Origin of the sequence: Acidiphilium sp. PA (genome assembly GCF_026191915.1) — a bacterium.
In the GTDB taxonomy this organism is placed as follows: domain Bacteria; phylum Pseudomonadota; class Alphaproteobacteria; order Acetobacterales; family Acetobacteraceae; genus Acidiphilium.
The window spans coordinates 151728-168284 of sequence record NZ_JAIMBY010000003.1 but is presented as its reverse complement, the minus strand read 5'-3'; the positions used below and the strand labels follow the sequence as shown (position 1 = coordinate 168284).

Genomic DNA, 16557 nt, shown 5'->3' with positions numbered 1-16557 from the left:
TGAAACCGGCACAGGCCCAAATTAAAAGGAGTTTTTTTGCTTCTTTTTTTGCAAAAAAAGAAGTGCTTCCCTACCCTTTACTTTGCTTCAGCCGACCACGCTCCATGACAAACACCCGCTCCACCAGCCGCAAGCTCTGCGGCCGATGCGTGATCATGATCGTGGTACGCCCCTGCATCAGCCTTTCGAGGGCGGCGAGGACATCGCGTTCCGACACGGCGTCCAGCCCTTCGGTCGGTTCATCGAGGATCAGGATCGGCGCGTCTTTCAGGAAGGCGCGGGCGATGGCGATGCGGCGGGCCTGACCGCCGGACAGGCGCATGCCGGTTTCACCGACGATGGTATCGAGCCCGGCGGGAAAGCTTCGGACTTCATCGAGGATCTGCGCCTGGCGGAGGGCGTCGTGCAGTTCGGCCTCGGTCGCGCCGGGGCGGGCGAGGTGCAGATTGGCGCGGATGGTGGTGTTGAACAGATAGGTCTGCTGGGCGAGCACGGCGCAGACGCCGCGCGTGGTCTCGCCGCGCAGATCGCGCAGCGAAACGCCGCCGAGGGTGATGCTGCCCTCCTGAAACGCCCAGAAGCGGAGGATCACGTTGAGCAGGCTGGTCTTGCCCGAGCCGGTTTCGCCGATGATGCCGATGCGCCCGCCCTCGGGGATGGCGAGATCGATGTGTCGCAACGCCCAGGGGCTATCCGGCGTGTAGCGCATCGACAGGTTCGTGATCCGCAGGTCGAACCGGGTGGGCGGGTCGGCCGGGTGCGCGGGTTCGGCGATGGTGGGTTCGGTATCGATGATAGCGAAGATGCGGCGCGCTGCGGCGAGGGTTTCGCCGAGCGCCTGGAACGCCGCGGGCAGCGGGGCGACGGCTTCGAAACTGCCGAGCACGAACAGCGCGATCATCGGCAGATCGGGGCCGGTGAGATCGCCGCGGCGGACCAGCGGGATGGCGATGATGAGGGCGAGCCCCATGGCGAGATTGGCGGCAAGACCGGCGAGGCCGGCGGCGGGGCCGGCGATCCACGCCTGGCGGCGCTGGCCGGCGATCAGCCGATCGCTCAGCGCGGTGATGGTTTCGGTCTGGCGGGCGGCGGCCTGATAGACCAGCAATTCACCCAGGCCGCGCGCGGTATCGGTGACGCCGGCGCGCAGATCGGCGCGGATGGCGACCGCGCGGCGGCCGGACCAGCGGGCGAGGCGCTGGGTGACGAGCGGCAGGGCGACGCCGGCGAGCCCCAGGAAGCCGAGGTCGATCAGCGCGATTTTAACGCTGAAGGCCGCCATGAAGGCGACGAGCAGGATGATGGTGACGGCGGCGGCGATGGTGGGGGCGAGGACGCGAAGATAGAGATTATCGAGACTGTCGATATCGGCGCGGATGCGGCTGAGTAGGTCGCCGCCGCGGTAATATTGCAGCCGGGCCGGCGCCAGTGGTTCGAGATGCTGGTAGAACCACACCCGTAACGCGGCGAGCAGGCGCAGCGTGGCCTCGTGCGTGACCAGGCGTTCGGCGTAGCGGCCGCCGGTGCGCAGAATGGCGAGGGCGCGGATGCCGGCAGCGGGCGTGAAATACTCGATCAACTGGCCGCTGAGGCCGGACAGCGCCATGGCGGCGATGAACCAGCCGGCGAGTGCGACCAGACCGACATTGGCGAGAATGACCACGACCGACAGGCCGATGCCGGCGAGCAGCCATAACGCGTAGGGCCGGAACAGGCGGAGCAGGCGCAGCAGATCGGTCATGCCGGGACATCCTGCCGCAGCGCGCTCATGGTGGCGTAGAGGCCGCGGCGGGCGATCAGGCTGGCGTGGTCGCCAAATTCGACGATGCGGCCGTGGTCGATGACCAGGATCCGGTCGGCATGGCGGACCGATTCCAGCCGGTGGGCGATGATCAGCATGGTGCGATCGCGCGCGAGGCGTTCGATCGATGCGCCGATCAGCGCGGCGGTGGCGGGATCGAGGCTGGCGTCGGGTTCGTCGAGCACGATCAGTTCGGCGTTTTTCAGAAAGGCGCGGGCGAGTGCGATGCGCTGGATTTCACCGCCCGACAGGCCCTGGCCGCGTTCGCCCACGATTGTGTCGTAGCCCTGCGGCAGGTTGGTGATGAAATGATCGGCGCCGGCCTGGGCGGCGGCGGCGCGCACGGCGGCGGCATCGGCGGTGAGGCCGAGCCTGATGTTGTCGATCACGCTGCCGTGGAACAGCGTCGGGCGTTGCGGCAGCCAGGCGATGCGCGCGAGCCAGGCGGCGGGCGGCAGATCGCGCAGATCGGTGCCGCCGATGCGGATGATGCCGCGGCTGGGCTCAAGAAAGCCGAGCAGCAACTGGCTGATCGTGGTCTTGCCGGCACCGCTCGGCCCGACCAGCGCGAGGCGTTCGCCGGGGGCGAGGGTGAAATCGATGCCGGTGAGGATGGGTTCGCCGGGTTGATAGGCGAAATCGACCTGTTCGAAGCGGAGGGTGAGCGCCGGCTCGGGCGCGGCTTCGGTTTTGGGTGCGTCCGGGGTGGGCGCTTCGGTGGCGAGGAGGCGGACGATCTGTTCGGCGGCGCCGATCGCTTCCATCCGTGCATGGTAGGAGCTGCCCATGTTGCGCAGCGGGCGGTAGAACTCGGGGGCGAGCAGCAGGACGAAGAACCCGGGCAGAAAGTGCAATTCGCGGTAGTAGAGTGCGAAGCCGATATAGACCGCGACCATCGCGATGCTGATGGTCGCGAAGAACTCCAGCACCAGCGAGGACAGAAAGGCGACGCGAAGGACCGCCATGGTGGTGATGCGGTAGTCGTCCGACACGTCGGCGATCATCTGTGCTTCGGCACGGCTGGCGCCGAACAGCTTGAGCGTGGTCAGCCCTTCGATCGCGTCGAAAAAATAAGCGCTCATGCGGGCGAGCTTGCGCCATTGGCGCTGGTTGAGCCGCTCGGCACCCTTGCCGACGATGATCATGAACAGCGGGATCAGCGGGGCGGTGATCACCATGATGATCCCGGCGATCCAGTAGGCAGGGAACACGAACACCAGAATGGCGAGCGGAATGAAGACGGCGAGCGCCATCTGCGGCAGATAGCGCGCATAGTATTGATCGAGCGCCTCGATGCCGTCGATCAGGGTGGTGGCGAGGTCGCCGCTGCGCTCATGGCGGCTCCAGGCCGGGCCCAGGGCGGTGAGATGGGCGTAGGCCTGGCGGCGGATGGCACGCTTGACGCGGGCGGCGGCCTCGAAGCCGATGATGTCGGTGAGCGCGGTGATGATCGCGCGGGCGATGAAGGTGGCCAGCAGGTCGATCAGCAGCGGCCAGACTTGTTGCAGCGCCTGATGTTCGATGATCACGCCATCGATGATGCGGGCGAGCAGCCAGGCCTGCAGGACCAGGAGCACGCCGCCGATCGCGCCGGTGATGATCGTGGCGGTGAGCGGAAGGCGCACGGTGCGCGTAAAGCCGCGCAGCCAGGCTTCCAGGCTTTTCGCCTCGGCGCGCGAGCGCGGGGCGTTGGCCATCGCTCAGCGCCGCGGCGCGCGGCGGACTGCGCGGTATTCGCCCTGGAGCAGAATGCCGAACAGGATGGCGGTGAAGCCGGCCATGCCGAGCGCCATCAACAGCAGGGCGCGCGGCAGGCCGAAAATCGCCTCGACGAGCAGCACACCGAGCGCGGGACCAGCGAGGCACAGGGCGGCGAGGCGCTGGTTGCGCAGCGCCTGGAGCAGCGGCCGATCCTTGCGTGCTGCCGGGGTCATGGGGAGGCGATCAATGCCCGTAGGCGGCGAGTTTGGAGACGCGGGCGCGGAACACCCAGATCTGGTACCAGTTGTACATCAGCATCACCGGGAAAAACCCGGCCATCGCCAGGGTGAAGGTGATGATCGAGACCTGCGGGGTGGCACCGGCGTAGATGGTCCAGGTGTCGGGCACCATCCAGGGGTACATCGTCCACATCATGCCGGTCGCCATCAGCGCGATGGCGGCGTTGAGCCAGAGGATGGCCGCGATGTCGCGCTCGGCGTTGGAGGCGGCGCGCATTTTCACGATGGCGAACAGCACCGCCAGGAAGCCGATGCCATAGACCCAGAAATACGGGCCGAACCATTTGCCCGAGACCCAGGGGAAGATGATCACGCTCCAGCCGATGGTGATCGCGACCGCGCCGATCGCCGCGTAGAACGCGTAATTGGTCCAGCGGGCCGCGTGCTTGCGGATATCTTCCTCGGGCTCGAACCGGGCGCGGATGAACAGGCCGCCGGCGAGCGAGACCGCGATGACCGCGGCAATGCCGGTCCAGATGCTGAACGGGCTGATGAAGCGCAGCGCGCCGCCGACATAGGTCGGCACCTGGTTGGGCACATGGGTGAGCGGAAACCCGTGCAGCGTGGCACCCACCGCCATGCCGCCGAAAAAGGTGGTGGCGAGGCTGGAGATGCCGAAGGCGTAGTCGCTGAACCGCTGATAGCGCTTTTCGGCGAGATGGCGGAATTCGAGCGAGACGGCGCGGGTGATGATGCCCCAGAGGGCGAGGGCGAGCGGCACCATCAGATAGCTGAACAGCGAGCCGTAGACGAAGGGAAACGTGCCGAACAGCACGCCGCCGGCCACGATCAGCCAGGTTTCATTGGCATCCCAGGTGCCGGCCATGGCGGACATGATGGCTCCGCGCTCATCCTCGTCGGATACGAACAGGGAGAACACACCGGCGCCGAGATCGGCCCCGTCGAGAATGATGTAGAGCAGGATGCTCAGCCCCAGCGACATCCACCACACGATGGTGAGGAGGTGCTGGGTCTGGGTCAGGGCGTTCATTGTTTGCATCGGAACTGGTCTTTCCTAAGGCGGATCGGCTCAGGCGGGCCGCAGATATTCGGGCTTGCCGGGCTCGTGGTCGCCGCTATCCTCGATATGGCCGAGCGTCTGATGCCCGTCCTGCGCGACCGGGCTGACCAGATCGGGGCCCTTGCGGATGATCTTGGCCAGGAAATACCAGGTGCCGCCGAACACCGTCAGTTCGAATGTCATGTAGCCGATCAGCCAGAAGATTTCGAGCGGCACCGACATATGGCTGACGCCGGCCGATGTGCGCATCATGCCATAGACGACCCAGGGCTGGCGGGCGACTTCGCGGGTCCACCAGCCGGTCCAGACCGCGAGATAGGGCAGGAAGGCGCTGGCCATGACGGCGCGCAGGAACCAGGGGTTGGCCGCGATGGTATCGGCCGACAGGCGCCGGCGCAGTGCGAGCCAGCCGCCCCAGAAGGCGACCAGCATCATCGCCATGCCGGCCGCGACCATGACCCGGAACGAATAGAACGGCACCACCACCGGCGGACGGTCCTGCGGCTTGATGCTGTTCAGCCCTTCGACCTTGCCGTTCCAGCTATGGGTTTCGAGCAGGCTGAGCACATGCGGAATGGTGATCGCAAAGGCATTGCCGTCGCCCTTGGCGTTCGGCCAGGCGAGGATGTGCCAGCCGGTATTGACCGAGCCATCCTTGTTATAGGTGTTGTAATGGCCTTCCATGGCGGCGAGCGCGGCGGGCTGGTCGTGCGCGACGGTTTCGCCCAGGCCGTCACCCAGATAGACCTGCAGCGGGGCGACCACGACCAGGGCGAGCAAGGCGAAGCGCAGCGGCCGGGCGAACAGCGTGATGTGGCGGCGCTTGAGCACGAACCAGGCGCAGACGCCGGCGACGAAGAACAGCGCGAGCTCGAAAGTGGCCACCAGCATGTGCGGGAAGCCATACATGACATCGGGGTTGAACAGGGCGGCGACCCAGTCGGTCACCTGGAACACGCCGTGCTTGAACACGATGCCGGTGGGGGTCTGCATCCAGGAATTCGCGACCAGAATCCACATCGCCGAGAACGAGGACGAGAGCGCGACGTTGAAGGTCGCGAACAGATGCATTCTTTTGCTGATCTTGCCCCAGCCGAAGATCATCAACCCGATGAAACCGGCCTCGTACATGAAGGCGGTGATGGTCTCATAGCCGAGCACCTGGCCGAAGAACGGGCCGGCCGCCTGCGAGAACGGGCCATAGAGAATGCCGAACGCCATTTCCATGGTGATGCCGGTGGCGACCCCGGCGCCGAAATTGACGATGAACAATTTCTCGAAGAAACGCGACAGGCGGTACCACCGCTCGTCATCGGTCGCGACCCAGCGCCATTCGAAAAAGAACAGAATGACCGCAAGCCCGATGGTGAGCGGCGGATACAGGATATGGAAACTGGTGATCCAGGCGAAATCGATGCGCGACAGGAAGACCGAGAGTGAATTATCCGACATGGCTTGCTCTTTCGGGTTCGTGCGGGAGGCGGATGATGCAGCGGCCCGCGCCGGTGGGGCTGCGCGTTGATCGCTCGTTCAGGTGTGTCGGGTCGCTCATGTTTCCAGTTCCTGTTCGTGCATGTCTGCAGGCCCGCTCTGTGGGTCGGCCACGGGTGGCGCCTCGCGCTGCGCGCGGGCGCGGCCGATCAGCGGCAGGCGGTTTTTCAACTCGAGCAGCGCGACGACGCGGCCGCCGAGCTTGAGCAACTGGACCAGATCGGCAGTGTCGAGCTTCTGGACGTCTTCCGACCAGCGCATGATCAGCTCGATCAGATCATGCATTTCGCGCAGGCGGGTCTGGGCGTAGCGATCGGCCTCGCTGCCGGGGGTCTCCATGATGAGTTCGCGCAGAACGGACAGGGTCGGGTCGATCTCGCGCCGCCGCCGTTCCTCGGCGAGGACACGCACGATCTGCCAGATATCCCCCAAGGTCGAGAAATGTTCACGCCGGTCGCCGGGCAGGTGTTGCAGCCGCACCAGGCGCCAGGATTGCAGCTCCTTCAGCCCGAGCGAGACGTTGGAGCGCGAAAAGCCGAGAATCTCGGCGATTTCATCGGCCGGCAGCGCGCGTTCGGCGACATAGAGCAGCGCGTAGATCTGCCCGACCGTGCGGTTGATGCCCCAGCGGCTGCCCATTTCGCCGAAATGCAGGATGAAGGCTTCGGTCAGGGGCGTGAGCTGCATTTTTGAAATTCCAGAAATTACTGGAATAGCAATAATGTCGAAAACCCGCCTGTCAACCGCCCCGTCCCTGCCATGCAATGGACATGATCGGGCGTTATCGGCCCCAGATCCGCGCCTCTCATCAATCACGGGAATTACGATCATGAAATTACGCGCTTTCGGTCTTGTCATCAGCCTCCTGGGTGCGACGCTCGGCTTGGCCGGCTGCGGCTACACGCCGGGCAGCCGTGCGCTTTCCGGGGGCGCGATCGGTGCCGGCACGGGTGCGATCATCGGCGCGGCGACCGGCACCGGACCCGCGGGCGGCGCCTTGATCGGCGGCGCGATCGGTGCGATCGGCGGTGCCGTGACCAGCGCACGCGCGATCAATCTTGGTCATGGGCTCTGAAATCGTCGCCGCGCAACGAAATATTAACCTCTGCGACCGATACTGAGCGGGCCCGGAGCTGACCGGGCCGATCGTTTCGTGCAGATGAGGTTTGATGGCGATGATGGGTTCCGGGGGTGAGGCGGCTGAGTCCCTGCTCGCGCAGGCTGAAATCGACATGATCCTCGGCACGCAGGGCGAGTCCGCCGCGCCCGAACCGGCCACGCCGCCGCTCAACCGGCTGATCCATGGCAACGCGGTGCGCTACGAACGCCTGCCGATGGCGGAAATCGTGTTCGAGCGGCTGGCCCGCATCCTTGGCGGCAGCCTGCGCAATCTGTTTCAGGACAATGTCGATGTCAGGCTCGCCGCCCTCGCCTCGCAGCGGCTGACCGAGAGCATCGCCGGGGTCAGCGCGCCGGGCAGCGGGCAAACCTCGCTGCTGGCGGTGTTTCGCGCGCTGGAGTGGGATAATCTCGGCATTCTGGTGATCGATTACGACACGATTTACAACCTGACCGAAATCCTGCTCGGCGGCCGCAGCGTGCCCGCGAGCCAGCAGCATGCGATCCGCCCGCTCACCTCGATCGAGCGCAACCTGACCGAACGGCTGATCCGCATCGTGCTGCAGGATCTGACGGTGAGTTTCGCGCCGATCTGTGCGGTGACGTTCGAACTGGAGCGCACCGAGACCGATCCGCGCTTCGCCGCGGTGGGCCGCAATTCCGGCGCGGCGCTGACCGCGCGGATCGGGATGACGACGGCGAGCCGGCAGGGCTCGGTCGGCATCATCCTGCCCTATGCCACGATCGAACCGGTGCGCGAGTTGCTGCTCCAGCAGTTCATGGGTGAAAAATTCGGCCGGGATTCGATCTGGGAGGCGCATCTGGCCGAGGAGCTTTGGCACACCGACATCGAACTCGAAGCCGTGCTCGATCAGCAAACCATGAAGCTCAGCGCGTTGATGGCGCTGAAAGAGGGCGACATCATGCCGCTCGGCACGCCGAGGGGCGCGCCGATCACGTTGCGCTGCGGCGAAATCAGCCTGTTCGACGCGCAGCTTGGCGTGCGCAACGGCCGGATCGCCGCCGCGATCGACCGCAAGGTAACGCCGGTGGATCAGCGTTGATGATCGGGGCGGGCATGCTCCGGCACATTGGTGTAGCGGCGCATGAAACGCCGGTCGATCCGGTCTTTCCAGAGCCAGACCCAGCGCCCTTCGGCACTCCAGGCGCCTTTCACGGCGACCGCCTGGCCATCGCCGGTGCCGATCAGCGCAAGGGCGTGGCGCTGCGGCTGGAACGGCGCCAGCGCCTCGCCGCACAGCGCGCGGCGCAGATTGGCCGCGAGCGGCTTGCCCTGCCGGACCGCATGGACACCGGATTTCGGCACCGCGCGCCCGATGATGCTGGCAATGTCACCCGCCGCGAACACGGCCGGATGCGAGATCGATTGCAGCGTGTCGTGCACCGCGATGAAGCCCCGTGAATCGAGCGCAAGCCCCGTTTGGACCAGCCAGGGCGCGGGTGCACCGCCGGTTGCCCAGATCACATCATCGAGATCGAACCGCGTGCCGTCCGCGCCTTGCAGCGCGCCGTCCGCCGTGGCGCCGATTGCCTGGCCGGTGAACACGCCGATGCCGCGCCGGCGCAGGATACGTTCCAGCCGGCGGCGCGCCGACCCGGCAAAACCGGGCAGTATGGTGGTGGCCTGGCCGAACAGGCTGAAACACGGCGCATCGTGCGGCCGGCCGGCGGCGCGCAGCAAGTCTCCGAGCCGGACTTGCAGCGCGAGCACCAGTTCGACCCCGCCGGCCCCCGCGCCGACGACGCCGATGCGCAATCGCCCCGGCGTGGCCAGCGCGCGGGCGCACAGCGCCTGCCAATGGACAAGAAACGCTGGGATCGGCTTGACCCCGATGCCCGCTGCCTGCGGCGACGGGATGGAGCCGATATCGATCGACAGGCAATCGTACGGCACCGGCGGGCCCGCACGGCACAGCACGCGCCGCCCCCCGAGATCGAGCCCGGCCGCTTCGTCGTGAATGAAACGCGCGCCGGCACGGCGGCAAAGTGCTGCGACATCGATATGCGCTTCGGCATGGGTGTAATACCCGGCGATCAGGCCCGGCAGCATGCCCGAATAGGGCGTTTCGGTCTCGCGACTGATCACCGTGAGTGCGGTGCCGGGTAACGGATTGATGGCAAACGCGCGGATCACTGCCACATGAGCGTGGCCGCCGCCGATCAGGACGAGGGTGCGGGCGGCGGAGGGCATGATGGGTTGTTTCGGCGGGGTTTCGGGACAAGGCAAGAGAAGCGCTCCTTTTTTGAAAAAAAGAAGCAAAAAACTTTCCTACACTGGGGCACGGGCGTTTGGACCACCACGGGCCCAGATTAACGAAGTTTTTTTGCTTCTTTTTTGTTCACAAAAAAGAAGACTTTCCCTTCCCCTGATCTCTCAGCTGTAACCATTGACCCGCTTGGCCCGTATTCCCCCATATCGATCACCCATGGACCCCAATGACTGAACCAGACACCGCCGCGACCGATGCCACCCTGCTCGAGACTCTGGCCAATCTGCGCTGGAACCGGTTTCATACCATCGTCGTCCTGCTGTTCGGCCTCGGCTGGGCGCTCGATGCGTTCGAGGTGACGTTGATCGGCAATGTGCTGGGCGCGCTGCGCCAGCATTTCCACCTCGGCAGCAACGCCATGTCCTTCATCCTCGCGGCCTGGTTCGCCGGGCTGATGCTTGGCGCTTCGGGGTTCGGCATTCTGTCGGACCGGTACGGCCGGCGGCGGGTGTTTCTGGCCAGCCTGGTGCTGTACGGCGCAGCGACGCTGGCGACCGCGTTTGCGCCCGATCTGGCGGCGTTGATGGTGCTGCGGCTGATTGCGGGCATCGGGGTCGTTGCGGAGTATGCGGCGATCAATGCGGCGATCGCGGAGCTGGTGCCAAGCCGTTCACGCGGCCGGGCCTCGGCGATCGTGCTGAATTTCTGGCCGGTCGGCAGTTTCGTCGCCGCCCTGCTGGCCTGGCTGGTGCTGGCGGCGCTGCCGGCCGATCTCGGCTGGCGGGTGGTGTTCGCGCTCGGTGGCGTCATTGCGTTATCGGCGGCGTGGTTTCGCCGGCATCTGCCGGAAAGCCCGCGCTGGCTGATCGAGGCGGGGCGGCGTGAAGATGCGCGGGTGATCATCGCCCGGATCGCGGCGGGGCTGACCGATTCGACCCCCCTGGCGCCCGCGCCGGTGGTGCAACGGGTCCGGCGCGAGGTGAACGGCTTGCGCGTGCTGCTGCGGCATTATCCCGGCCGGCTCGCGCTCGGCGCCGTGCTCGATTTCGCCGAGGCTTCCGGTTACTACGGGCTGTTCGCGTTTCTGCCGATCGTGGTGCTGCCGGCGCTGCATCTGCCGCCGGCGCGCCTGCCGGTGTTTTACCTGGCAGGCAGCGTGGGCGCGCTGATCGGCGGGTTCGCCGCTGCATCGCTGCTCGACCGGCTCGGCCGCGGCGTGACGGTGGCCGGGTTCTATCTGGCGACCGCGCTGGCACTGATCGGCTTTGCCGCCGTCACCGGCATGGGTGCCGGCGCGATCATGCTGGGGTTCGCACTGGTCAATCTGCTCGCGACCGGCAGTTGGATCGCCGCCTATCCGACCTTTGCCGAATTGTTCCCGACCAGCCTGCGCGCGACCGGCATCGGCGCGTCGGTCGCGGTCGGGCGGATCGGGGCTGCGCTGTCGCCGTTTCTGGTCGGCTATGTCGGTGCGCGCAGCATGCCGGCCGCGCTGGTGATGCTGGCGGGGTTCTGGGCGCTGGGGGCGGTGGCGATTCTGGTGTGGCGGCGGCGCGGCGGCATCGAGGCGCGGGGGCTCGCGCTCGAACAACTGGCGGCGGAGCCCGCGCGCTATGTTTGATGGCGAGGCGGCGGTGCCCTTGATCACAGCGACCGGGCCGGTGCTGATTTTCGGCGGCCCGTACAGCAATATTCAGGCGACCGAGGCGCTGTTCGATCAGGCGCGGCGGCTCGGCATCGCGCCGGACCAGATGATCTGCACCGGCGATATCGCGGCCTATGGCGCCGATCCGCAGGCCTGCGTCGATCTGATCCGCGGCCATCGGGTCGCGACCGTGATGGGCAATTGCGAGGAGCAACTCGCCCGGAACGCGCCCGATTGCGGCTGCGGCTTCGCGGCCGGATCGGCGTGCGATCGGCTTTCGGCCGGCTGGTTCGGCTATGCCAATGCGCGCGTCGATGCCGCCGCGAAACGCTGGATGGCGGGGCTGCCGCGCCGGATCGACCTTGCGATCGGCGGCCGGCGTCTCGCGATCGTGCATGGCGCACCGAGCCGGATCAACCGCTTCGTGTTCGGCTCGGACCCTGAGGCGATGCTCGCCGATGAAATCGCGCTGACCGGTGTGGATGGCGTGATCGCCGGGCATTGCGGCCTCGGTTTCACCCGGATGGTGGGCGGCAAGCTCTGGCACAACGCCGGTGCGGTCGGGCTGCCGGCGAACGATGGCACCCCGCGTGGCTGGTTTTCGGTGCTGACGCCGCATGGCGACGGGTTCAGTATTACGCCGATGCCGCTCGCGTTCGATCACGGTGCGGCGGCGTTCGCGATGCGCGCGGCGGGGCTGGCCGAGGACTACGCCGGCGCGATCGAGACCGGGGTGTGGCCCAATTTCGATATCCTGCCGCTCGCGGAACGGGCGGCGACCGCGATGCCGCTGGCGCCCGCAACGGTCGCGGTGCCCGGCGATGCGCCGGCAGCCGCCGCACCGCCGGCCGATGCGGTGGTCGCGCTGGAGCGGCTGGAAACGCTGTGGGTGAACACCGGCACGCTGTGCAATCTGGCATGCGGGGGCTGCTATATCGAGAGCAGCCCCCGCAACGACCGGCTCGCCTATATCGCGCCCGAAATCGTGGCGTCTTTGCTGGACGAGGCGCGGGAGCTCCAGCCTGACCTGCGCGAAATCGGCTTCACCGGCGGTGAACCGTTCATGAACCCGGCGATCCTGCCGATGCTGGGCGATGCGCTCGACCGCGGGTATCGCGTGCTGGTGCTGACCAATGCGATGCGGCCGATGCAGCGGCATTTCGATGCGCTGCGGGCGCTGCGCGCGGCGCATGGGGCAAAGCTCGCGGTGCGGGTTTCGCTCGATCATTTCACCCCGTCCGGTCATGAGGCGTTGCGCGGCGCCGATAGCTGGCAGCCCGCGCTGGCCGGGCTGCGCGCGCTGGATGCGGCGGGATTCGCCCCCTCGGTCGCGGCGCGGTTCGATCCTGCGCTGGCGAGCGAGGCCGAGGTTCGGGCGGGATTTGCCGGGCTGTTCGCGGACGAAGGACTTGCGATCGATGCGACCGATCCGGCGGCGCTGGTGCTGTTTGCGGAATTGACGACCGAGCCAGGCGTGGCCGGCGTGGCGGCGGCGGCGTGGCAGGCGCTGCGGTCGCGCGGGGCGGATGCGATGTGCCGGACCGCGCGGATGGTGGTGCAGCGCAAGGGGGAGTCTCGCGCCTCGATCGTGGCATGCACGTTGCTGCCCTATGAGGCGCGGTTCGATCTCGGATCGACGCTGGCGGCTTCGGCGCGGCCGGTTGCGCTCGATCATCCGTATTGCGCGCAATTCTGCGTGTTCGGCGCCTCCTCCTGCATGGGCGCGCGATGAGCGGCACGGCGGCGCCGCGCGCTCTCTGGGTGCGGCCGGCGGCATTCGGTTCGGTGGTCGTGCTGGTGGCGGCGGTCATCGCGCTCGGGCGGCATCGGCTGACACTGGCGGGGCTGGAGGCGCACGCCGCAGCACTGGGAGACGTGGTGGCGCATCACCGCGTTGCGGCGTTCGCGCTCTATTTCATCCTTTATGTCGTGGCGACGGCGGTCTCGCTGCCCGGTGCGGTCGTGCTGACGCTGGCGGCCGGGGCGCTGTTCGGCGTGGTGGCGGGCAGTCTTCTGGTCTCGTTCGCCGCCTCGATCGGCGCGTCGCTCGCGTTTCTGAGCGCGCGGTTCCTGCTGCGCGATGCAGCGCTGGCGTGGTTTCCTGGCCTGTTCGCGCGGATCGAACGGGGGATCGCACGGGATGGCGCGCTCTACCTGATCTCGCTGCGGCTGGTGCCGGCGGTGCCATTCGTCGCGATCAATCTGCTGGCCGGGCTGACGAGCCTGCCCCTGCGGCGGTTCTATGGTGCGAGCCAGATCGGCATGCTGCCGGCGACGGTGATTTTCGTCAACGCGGGGGCCAGCCTCGCAACCCTCGGGCCGCATCAGGCGATCCTGACGCCACGGCTGATCGCGGGGCTGCTGCTGCTGGCCGCGCTGCCGGTTGCCGCCCCGCTGCTGCGCAACGCGCTCGCGGCACGCCAGCGCTATGCCGGCTGGCGGCGGCCGCGCCGGTTCGATCGGAATCTGGTGGTGATCGGCGCGGGTTCGGCCGGGTTGGTCACCGCCTATGTCGCCAGCGCGCTGAAGGCGAGCGTCACGCTGATCGAACAGGCGGCGATGGGTGGCGATTGCCTGAATACCGGCTGCGTCCCCTCGAAAGCGCTGCTGCACGCGGCGCGCAGCGGCATGGATTACCACGAGGCGCGCAGTGCGGTGCGCGCGGCGATCGCGGCGATCGCGCCGCATGATTCGGTGGCGCGTTATCAGGCCCTGGGGGTCGATGTGCGACGCGGCCACGCGACGATCGAAACGCCCTGGTCGGTCTCGGTTGATGGCGAAACGCTGACGACGCGGGCGATCGTGATCGCGACCGGTGCCGCACCGCTGCTGCCCGACCTGCCGGGACTGGCGGATTGCCCCTTCGCGACGTCGGAAACGCTGTGGGATATCGAGACGTTGCCGGCGCGGCTGGTGGTGCTCGGCGGCGGGCCGATCGGCTGCGAAATGGCGCAGGCTTTCGCACGGCTCGGCAGCACGGTGACCCTGGTGGAACTGGCGGACCGGCTGCTGGGGCGCGAGGATGATGAGGTTTCAGCAGCGATGGCGGCTGCGCTGCGGCGGGATGGTATCGCGGTGCTTACCGGGCATCGTGCCGTCGCGGTGCATCGCGACGATGCGGGGTTTTCGCTCGAAGCCAGGCACGGCGATGCGCCGGTGCGGCTCGGGTTCGACCGCATCCTGGTCGCCCTGGGTCGCGTGCCGCGCACCGCCGGGTTCGGGCTGGAGGCGCTGGGCATCGCGCTGACGCCGGCCAAAACCATCGAGACCGACGCCTGGCTGCAGACGATCCTGCCCAATGTGTTCGCCTGCGGCGATGTCGCCGGGCCGTATCAATTCACCCATGTCGCCGGATTCCAGGCCGGGTTCGCCGCGCTGAACGGGTTGTTCGCGCCGCTCTGGCGGTTCCGGCCGGATTATCGGGCGGTGCCGGCGGTGACCTATACCAGCCCGGAAATCGCGCGGGTCGGGCTGAACCAGCGCGCGGCGCGCGCGGCCGGCATCGCGTTCGAAACGACGCGCTACGCCTTCAGCGAACTCGACCGCGCGATCGCCGAAGGCGATACCGACGGCTTCGTGACGGTGCTGACCAAACCAGGATCGGACCGCATTCTGGGTGCGACCATCGTGGGTACCCAGGCCGGCGAAATGCTGACCGGTTTTACCATCGCGATGCAACACAAGCTCGGGCTGAAAAAACTGCTCGGGGTGATCTACCCCTACCCGACCCGGTCCGAAGCGATCCGCGCCGTGGCGGGGATGTGGCGGCAACGCCATGCCTCGGCGCGGGGGCTCGCGATGCTGGCACGGTTTCACGCCTGGCGACGCGGATGAGCGGGACGCTGACCGTGGTGATCCCGACGCTGAACGAGGCCCCTGCCCTGCCCGGGCTGCTGGCCCTGCTCGCACGATCCGCCCTGGTCGGCGCGGTGGTGATCAGCGACGGCGGCAGCACCGATGGCACCGTGGCGATCGCCGCATCGCACGGCGCGATCGTGGTGAGCGGCGGTGCCGGGCGGGGCGCGCAGGTTTCCCGCGGCATCGCCGCCGCACCCTCGGCGTGGCTGCTGCTGCTGCATGCGGATGCGCTGCCGCAACCCGGCTGGGACGACGTGATGTCCCGTTGCATCGCCAGCAATCGGCCCAGTCTGGCATGGTACGGGCGGTTGCGCCTGGCGAGCGCCGATCCGCGCGCCCGGCTGATCGAATACGGTGCGGCGCTGCGCTGCGCGCTGCTCCGGCTGCCCTATGGCGACCAGGCGCTGCTTATCCACCGCGATACGCTGACCGCGATCGGCGGGATGCCGACCCTGCCGCTGATGGAAGACGTCGCGCTCGCGCGCCGGCTCGGCCGCGCGCGGCTCGCACCCTGCGACATGATCGTCCTGACCGACGCCGCTGCCTATGCGCGCGACGGCTGGCTGCGGCGCAGCCTGCGAAATCTCGCGCGGCTGGCACGGTTTCTCGCCGGCGCCGACGCCGTGCTTCTGGCGGCGCAGTACCGGCGATGAGCCGGCCCGTAATCGTGCTGTTCACCCGCATCCCGCGCCTCGGCGTCGGGAAACGGCGGCTCGCCGCCACCCGCGGCGAGCGCGCGGCCCTGCGGCTCGCCCGCGCCATGCTGGACCGCACCATGCGGGTGCTGCGCTCCATGCGGACGATCGAACGCGTCATCGCGGTCGAACCCGCACACCACGCACGCCTGCCGGCACGAGGCTTCACCATCGTCGGCCAAAGCCGCGGCGATCTCGGTGCGCGCATGCAAGCCCTGTTCCGGCACTACCAACGCCGGCCCGTGCTGATCATCGGCAGCGATATCCCCACCCTCACCGCCGATGACCTGCGCACCGCCTGCCGCCGCCTGCGCGGCGCCGACGCCGTGTTCGGCCCCGCAACAGACGGCGGCTACTGGCTCATCGGCCTCGCGGGGAAACGACCCGACCCGATCTTCCCCGACGTCCGCTGGTCCACCCCCCACGCCCTCGCCGATACCAAACGCACCTTCGCCACCCGCCGCACCTGCACCCTCCGCGAACACGCCGACCTCGATACGTGAGGTTGGGGCTGGGGGTGAGTAAGAAAGGAAGGCGGGGGGCTTTGCCCCCTCGACCCCCACTAAGGGCTTAGCCCTTAGAACCTGCTAGTTTTAGGCAAGGGGAGGGCTGTCCAGGCCAGATCAGCGGCGCCACCGAGGCAGCGCCCTCCCCTTGCCTAAAACTAATGGATTTTAAAGGCTCCGCCTTTAACGG

At 67.5% G+C, this 16557-nt stretch carries 14 protein-coding genes; 7 read left to right on the top strand and 7 right to left on the bottom strand.

Annotated elements, in window-relative coordinates:
* Window positions 1–70: 70 nt before the first annotated feature.
* The 6 genes from cydC to AruPA_RS06930 all read right to left on the bottom strand — a co-directional run bounded on the left by cydC (window position 71) and on the right by AruPA_RS06930 (window position 7000).
* Window positions 71–1741 (bottom strand): thiol reductant ABC exporter subunit CydC, encoded by a 1671-nt coding sequence (gene cydC / locus AruPA_RS06955; protein ID WP_265635924.1) that lies wholly within the window; start codon window positions 1739–1741, stop codon window positions 71–73.
* Entirely contained in the window at window positions 1738–3498 is a 1761-nt protein-coding gene (gene cydD / locus AruPA_RS06950) for a thiol reductant ABC exporter subunit CydD (protein ID WP_265635923.1), read from the bottom strand. Before cydD ends, cydC begins: the two co-directional genes overlap by 4 nt.
* Before the next feature lie 3 nt (window positions 3499–3501).
* Entirely contained in the window at window positions 3502–3735 is a 234-nt protein-coding gene (locus AruPA_RS06945) for a hypothetical protein (RefSeq protein ID WP_265635922.1), read from the bottom strand.
* Between the two features lie 10 nt (window positions 3736–3745).
* Window positions 3746–4792 (bottom strand): cytochrome d ubiquinol oxidase subunit II, encoded by a 1047-nt coding sequence (locus AruPA_RS06940; RefSeq protein WP_265635921.1) that lies wholly within the window; start codon window positions 4790–4792, stop codon window positions 3746–3748.
* Between the two features lie 39 nt (window positions 4793–4831).
* A complete protein-coding gene (locus tag AruPA_RS06935; protein WP_265635920.1) occupies window positions 4832–6274 on the bottom strand; it encodes a cytochrome ubiquinol oxidase subunit I in 1443 nt (480 codons plus the stop codon).
* 96 nt (window positions 6275–6370) lie between these two features.
* Window positions 6371–7000: a GbsR/MarR family transcriptional regulator gene (locus AruPA_RS06930; RefSeq protein WP_265635919.1), complete on the bottom strand. Its 630-nt coding sequence runs from the start codon at window positions 6998–7000 to the stop codon at window positions 6371–6373.
* A 142-nt stretch (window positions 7001–7142) separates the two neighbouring features.
* On the opposite strand from AruPA_RS06930, the gene AruPA_RS06925 reads away from it, so the two are divergent.
* Complete coding sequence (locus tag AruPA_RS06925) at window positions 7143–7388, top strand: YMGG-like glycine zipper-containing protein (protein WP_265635918.1); 246 nt, start codon at window positions 7143–7145, stop codon at window positions 7386–7388.
* Between the two features lie 94 nt (window positions 7389–7482).
* The gene (locus AruPA_RS06920; protein ID WP_265635917.1) at window positions 7483–8496 is read left to right on the top strand and encodes a FliM/FliN family flagellar motor switch protein; all 1014 of its coding nucleotides are present in this window, start codon (window positions 7483–7485) and stop codon (window positions 8494–8496) included.
* Here the strand turns inward: AruPA_RS06920 and AruPA_RS06915 are convergent.
* Window positions 8487–9680 (bottom strand): FAD-dependent oxidoreductase, encoded by a 1194-nt coding sequence (locus tag AruPA_RS06915; protein ID WP_265635916.1) that lies wholly within the window; start codon window positions 9678–9680, stop codon window positions 8487–8489. The genes AruPA_RS06920 and AruPA_RS06915 overlap by 10 nt on opposite strands.
* A 209-nt stretch (window positions 9681–9889) precedes the next feature.
* Here AruPA_RS06915 and AruPA_RS06910 point away from each other — a divergent pair, with 209 nt between their 5' ends.
* Genes AruPA_RS06910 through AruPA_RS06890 form a run of 5 tightly spaced genes read left to right on the top strand, consistent with a single transcriptional unit; the run spans window position 9890 to window position 16364 of the window.
* Entirely contained in the window at window positions 9890–11284 is a 1395-nt protein-coding gene (locus AruPA_RS06910) for an MFS transporter (RefSeq protein ID WP_265635915.1), read from the top strand.
* Window positions 11277–13040 carry a radical SAM protein gene (locus AruPA_RS06905; RefSeq protein ID WP_265635914.1) on the top strand — a complete coding sequence of 588 codons (1764 nt, stop codon included), beginning with the start codon at window positions 11277–11279 and terminating at the stop codon, window positions 13038–13040. The genes AruPA_RS06910 and AruPA_RS06905 overlap by 8 nt, the downstream gene beginning before the upstream one ends.
* On the top strand, window positions 13037–15142 hold the full coding sequence (locus AruPA_RS06900) for an FAD-dependent oxidoreductase (RefSeq protein WP_265635913.1): 2106 nt from the start codon (window positions 13037–13039) through the stop codon (window positions 15140–15142). Before AruPA_RS06905 ends, AruPA_RS06900 begins: the two co-directional genes overlap by 4 nt.
* Window positions 15139–15819, top strand: coding sequence for a glycosyltransferase (locus tag AruPA_RS06895; protein WP_265635912.1), 681 nt, complete (start codon window positions 15139–15141; stop codon window positions 15817–15819). The genes AruPA_RS06900 and AruPA_RS06895 overlap by 4 nt, the downstream gene beginning before the upstream one ends.
* Complete coding sequence (locus AruPA_RS06890; protein WP_265635911.1) at window positions 15816–16364, top strand: TIGR04282 family arsenosugar biosynthesis glycosyltransferase; 549 nt, start codon at window positions 15816–15818, stop codon at window positions 16362–16364. Before AruPA_RS06895 ends, AruPA_RS06890 begins: the two co-directional genes overlap by 4 nt.
* The last annotated feature ends 193 nt before the right edge of the window (window positions 16365–16557 follow it).

Coding starts and splice junctions, on each gene's coding strand:
- cydC (WP_265635924.1), bottom strand. CDS start 1,741: ATGACCGATCTGCTGCGCCTGCTCCGCCTGTTCCGGCCCTACGCGTTA.
- AruPA_RS06925 (WP_265635918.1), top strand. CDS start 7,143: ATGAAATTACGCGCTTTCGGTCTTGTCATCAGCCTCCTGGGTGCGACG.
- cydD (WP_265635923.1), bottom strand. CDS start 3,498: ATGGCCAACGCCCCGCGCTCGCGCGCCGAGGCGAAAAGCCTGGAAGCC.
- AruPA_RS06920 (WP_265635917.1), top strand. CDS start 7,483: ATGGCGATGATGGGTTCCGGGGGTGAGGCGGCTGAGTCCCTGCTCGCG.
- AruPA_RS06945 (WP_265635922.1), bottom strand. CDS start 3,735: ATGACCCCGGCAGCACGCAAGGATCGGCCGCTGCTCCAGGCGCTGCGC.
- AruPA_RS06895 (WP_265635912.1), top strand. CDS start 15,139: ATGAGCGGGACGCTGACCGTGGTGATCCCGACGCTGAACGAGGCCCCT.
- AruPA_RS06930 (WP_265635919.1), bottom strand. CDS start 7,000: ATGCAGCTCACGCCCCTGACCGAAGCCTTCATCCTGCATTTCGGCGAA.
- AruPA_RS06905 (WP_265635914.1), top strand. CDS start 11,277: ATGTTTGATGGCGAGGCGGCGGTGCCCTTGATCACAGCGACCGGGCCG.
- AruPA_RS06935 (WP_265635920.1), bottom strand. CDS start 6,274: ATGTCGGATAATTCACTCTCGGTCTTCCTGTCGCGCATCGATTTCGCC.
- AruPA_RS06900 (WP_265635913.1), top strand. CDS start 13,037: ATGAGCGGCACGGCGGCGCCGCGCGCTCTCTGGGTGCGGCCGGCGGCA.
- AruPA_RS06910 (WP_265635915.1), top strand. CDS start 9,890: ATGACTGAACCAGACACCGCCGCGACCGATGCCACCCTGCTCGAGACT.
- AruPA_RS06890 (WP_265635911.1), top strand. CDS start 15,816: ATGAGCCGGCCCGTAATCGTGCTGTTCACCCGCATCCCGCGCCTCGGC.
- AruPA_RS06940 (WP_265635921.1), bottom strand. CDS start 4,792: ATGAACGCCCTGACCCAGACCCAGCACCTCCTCACCATCGTGTGGTGG.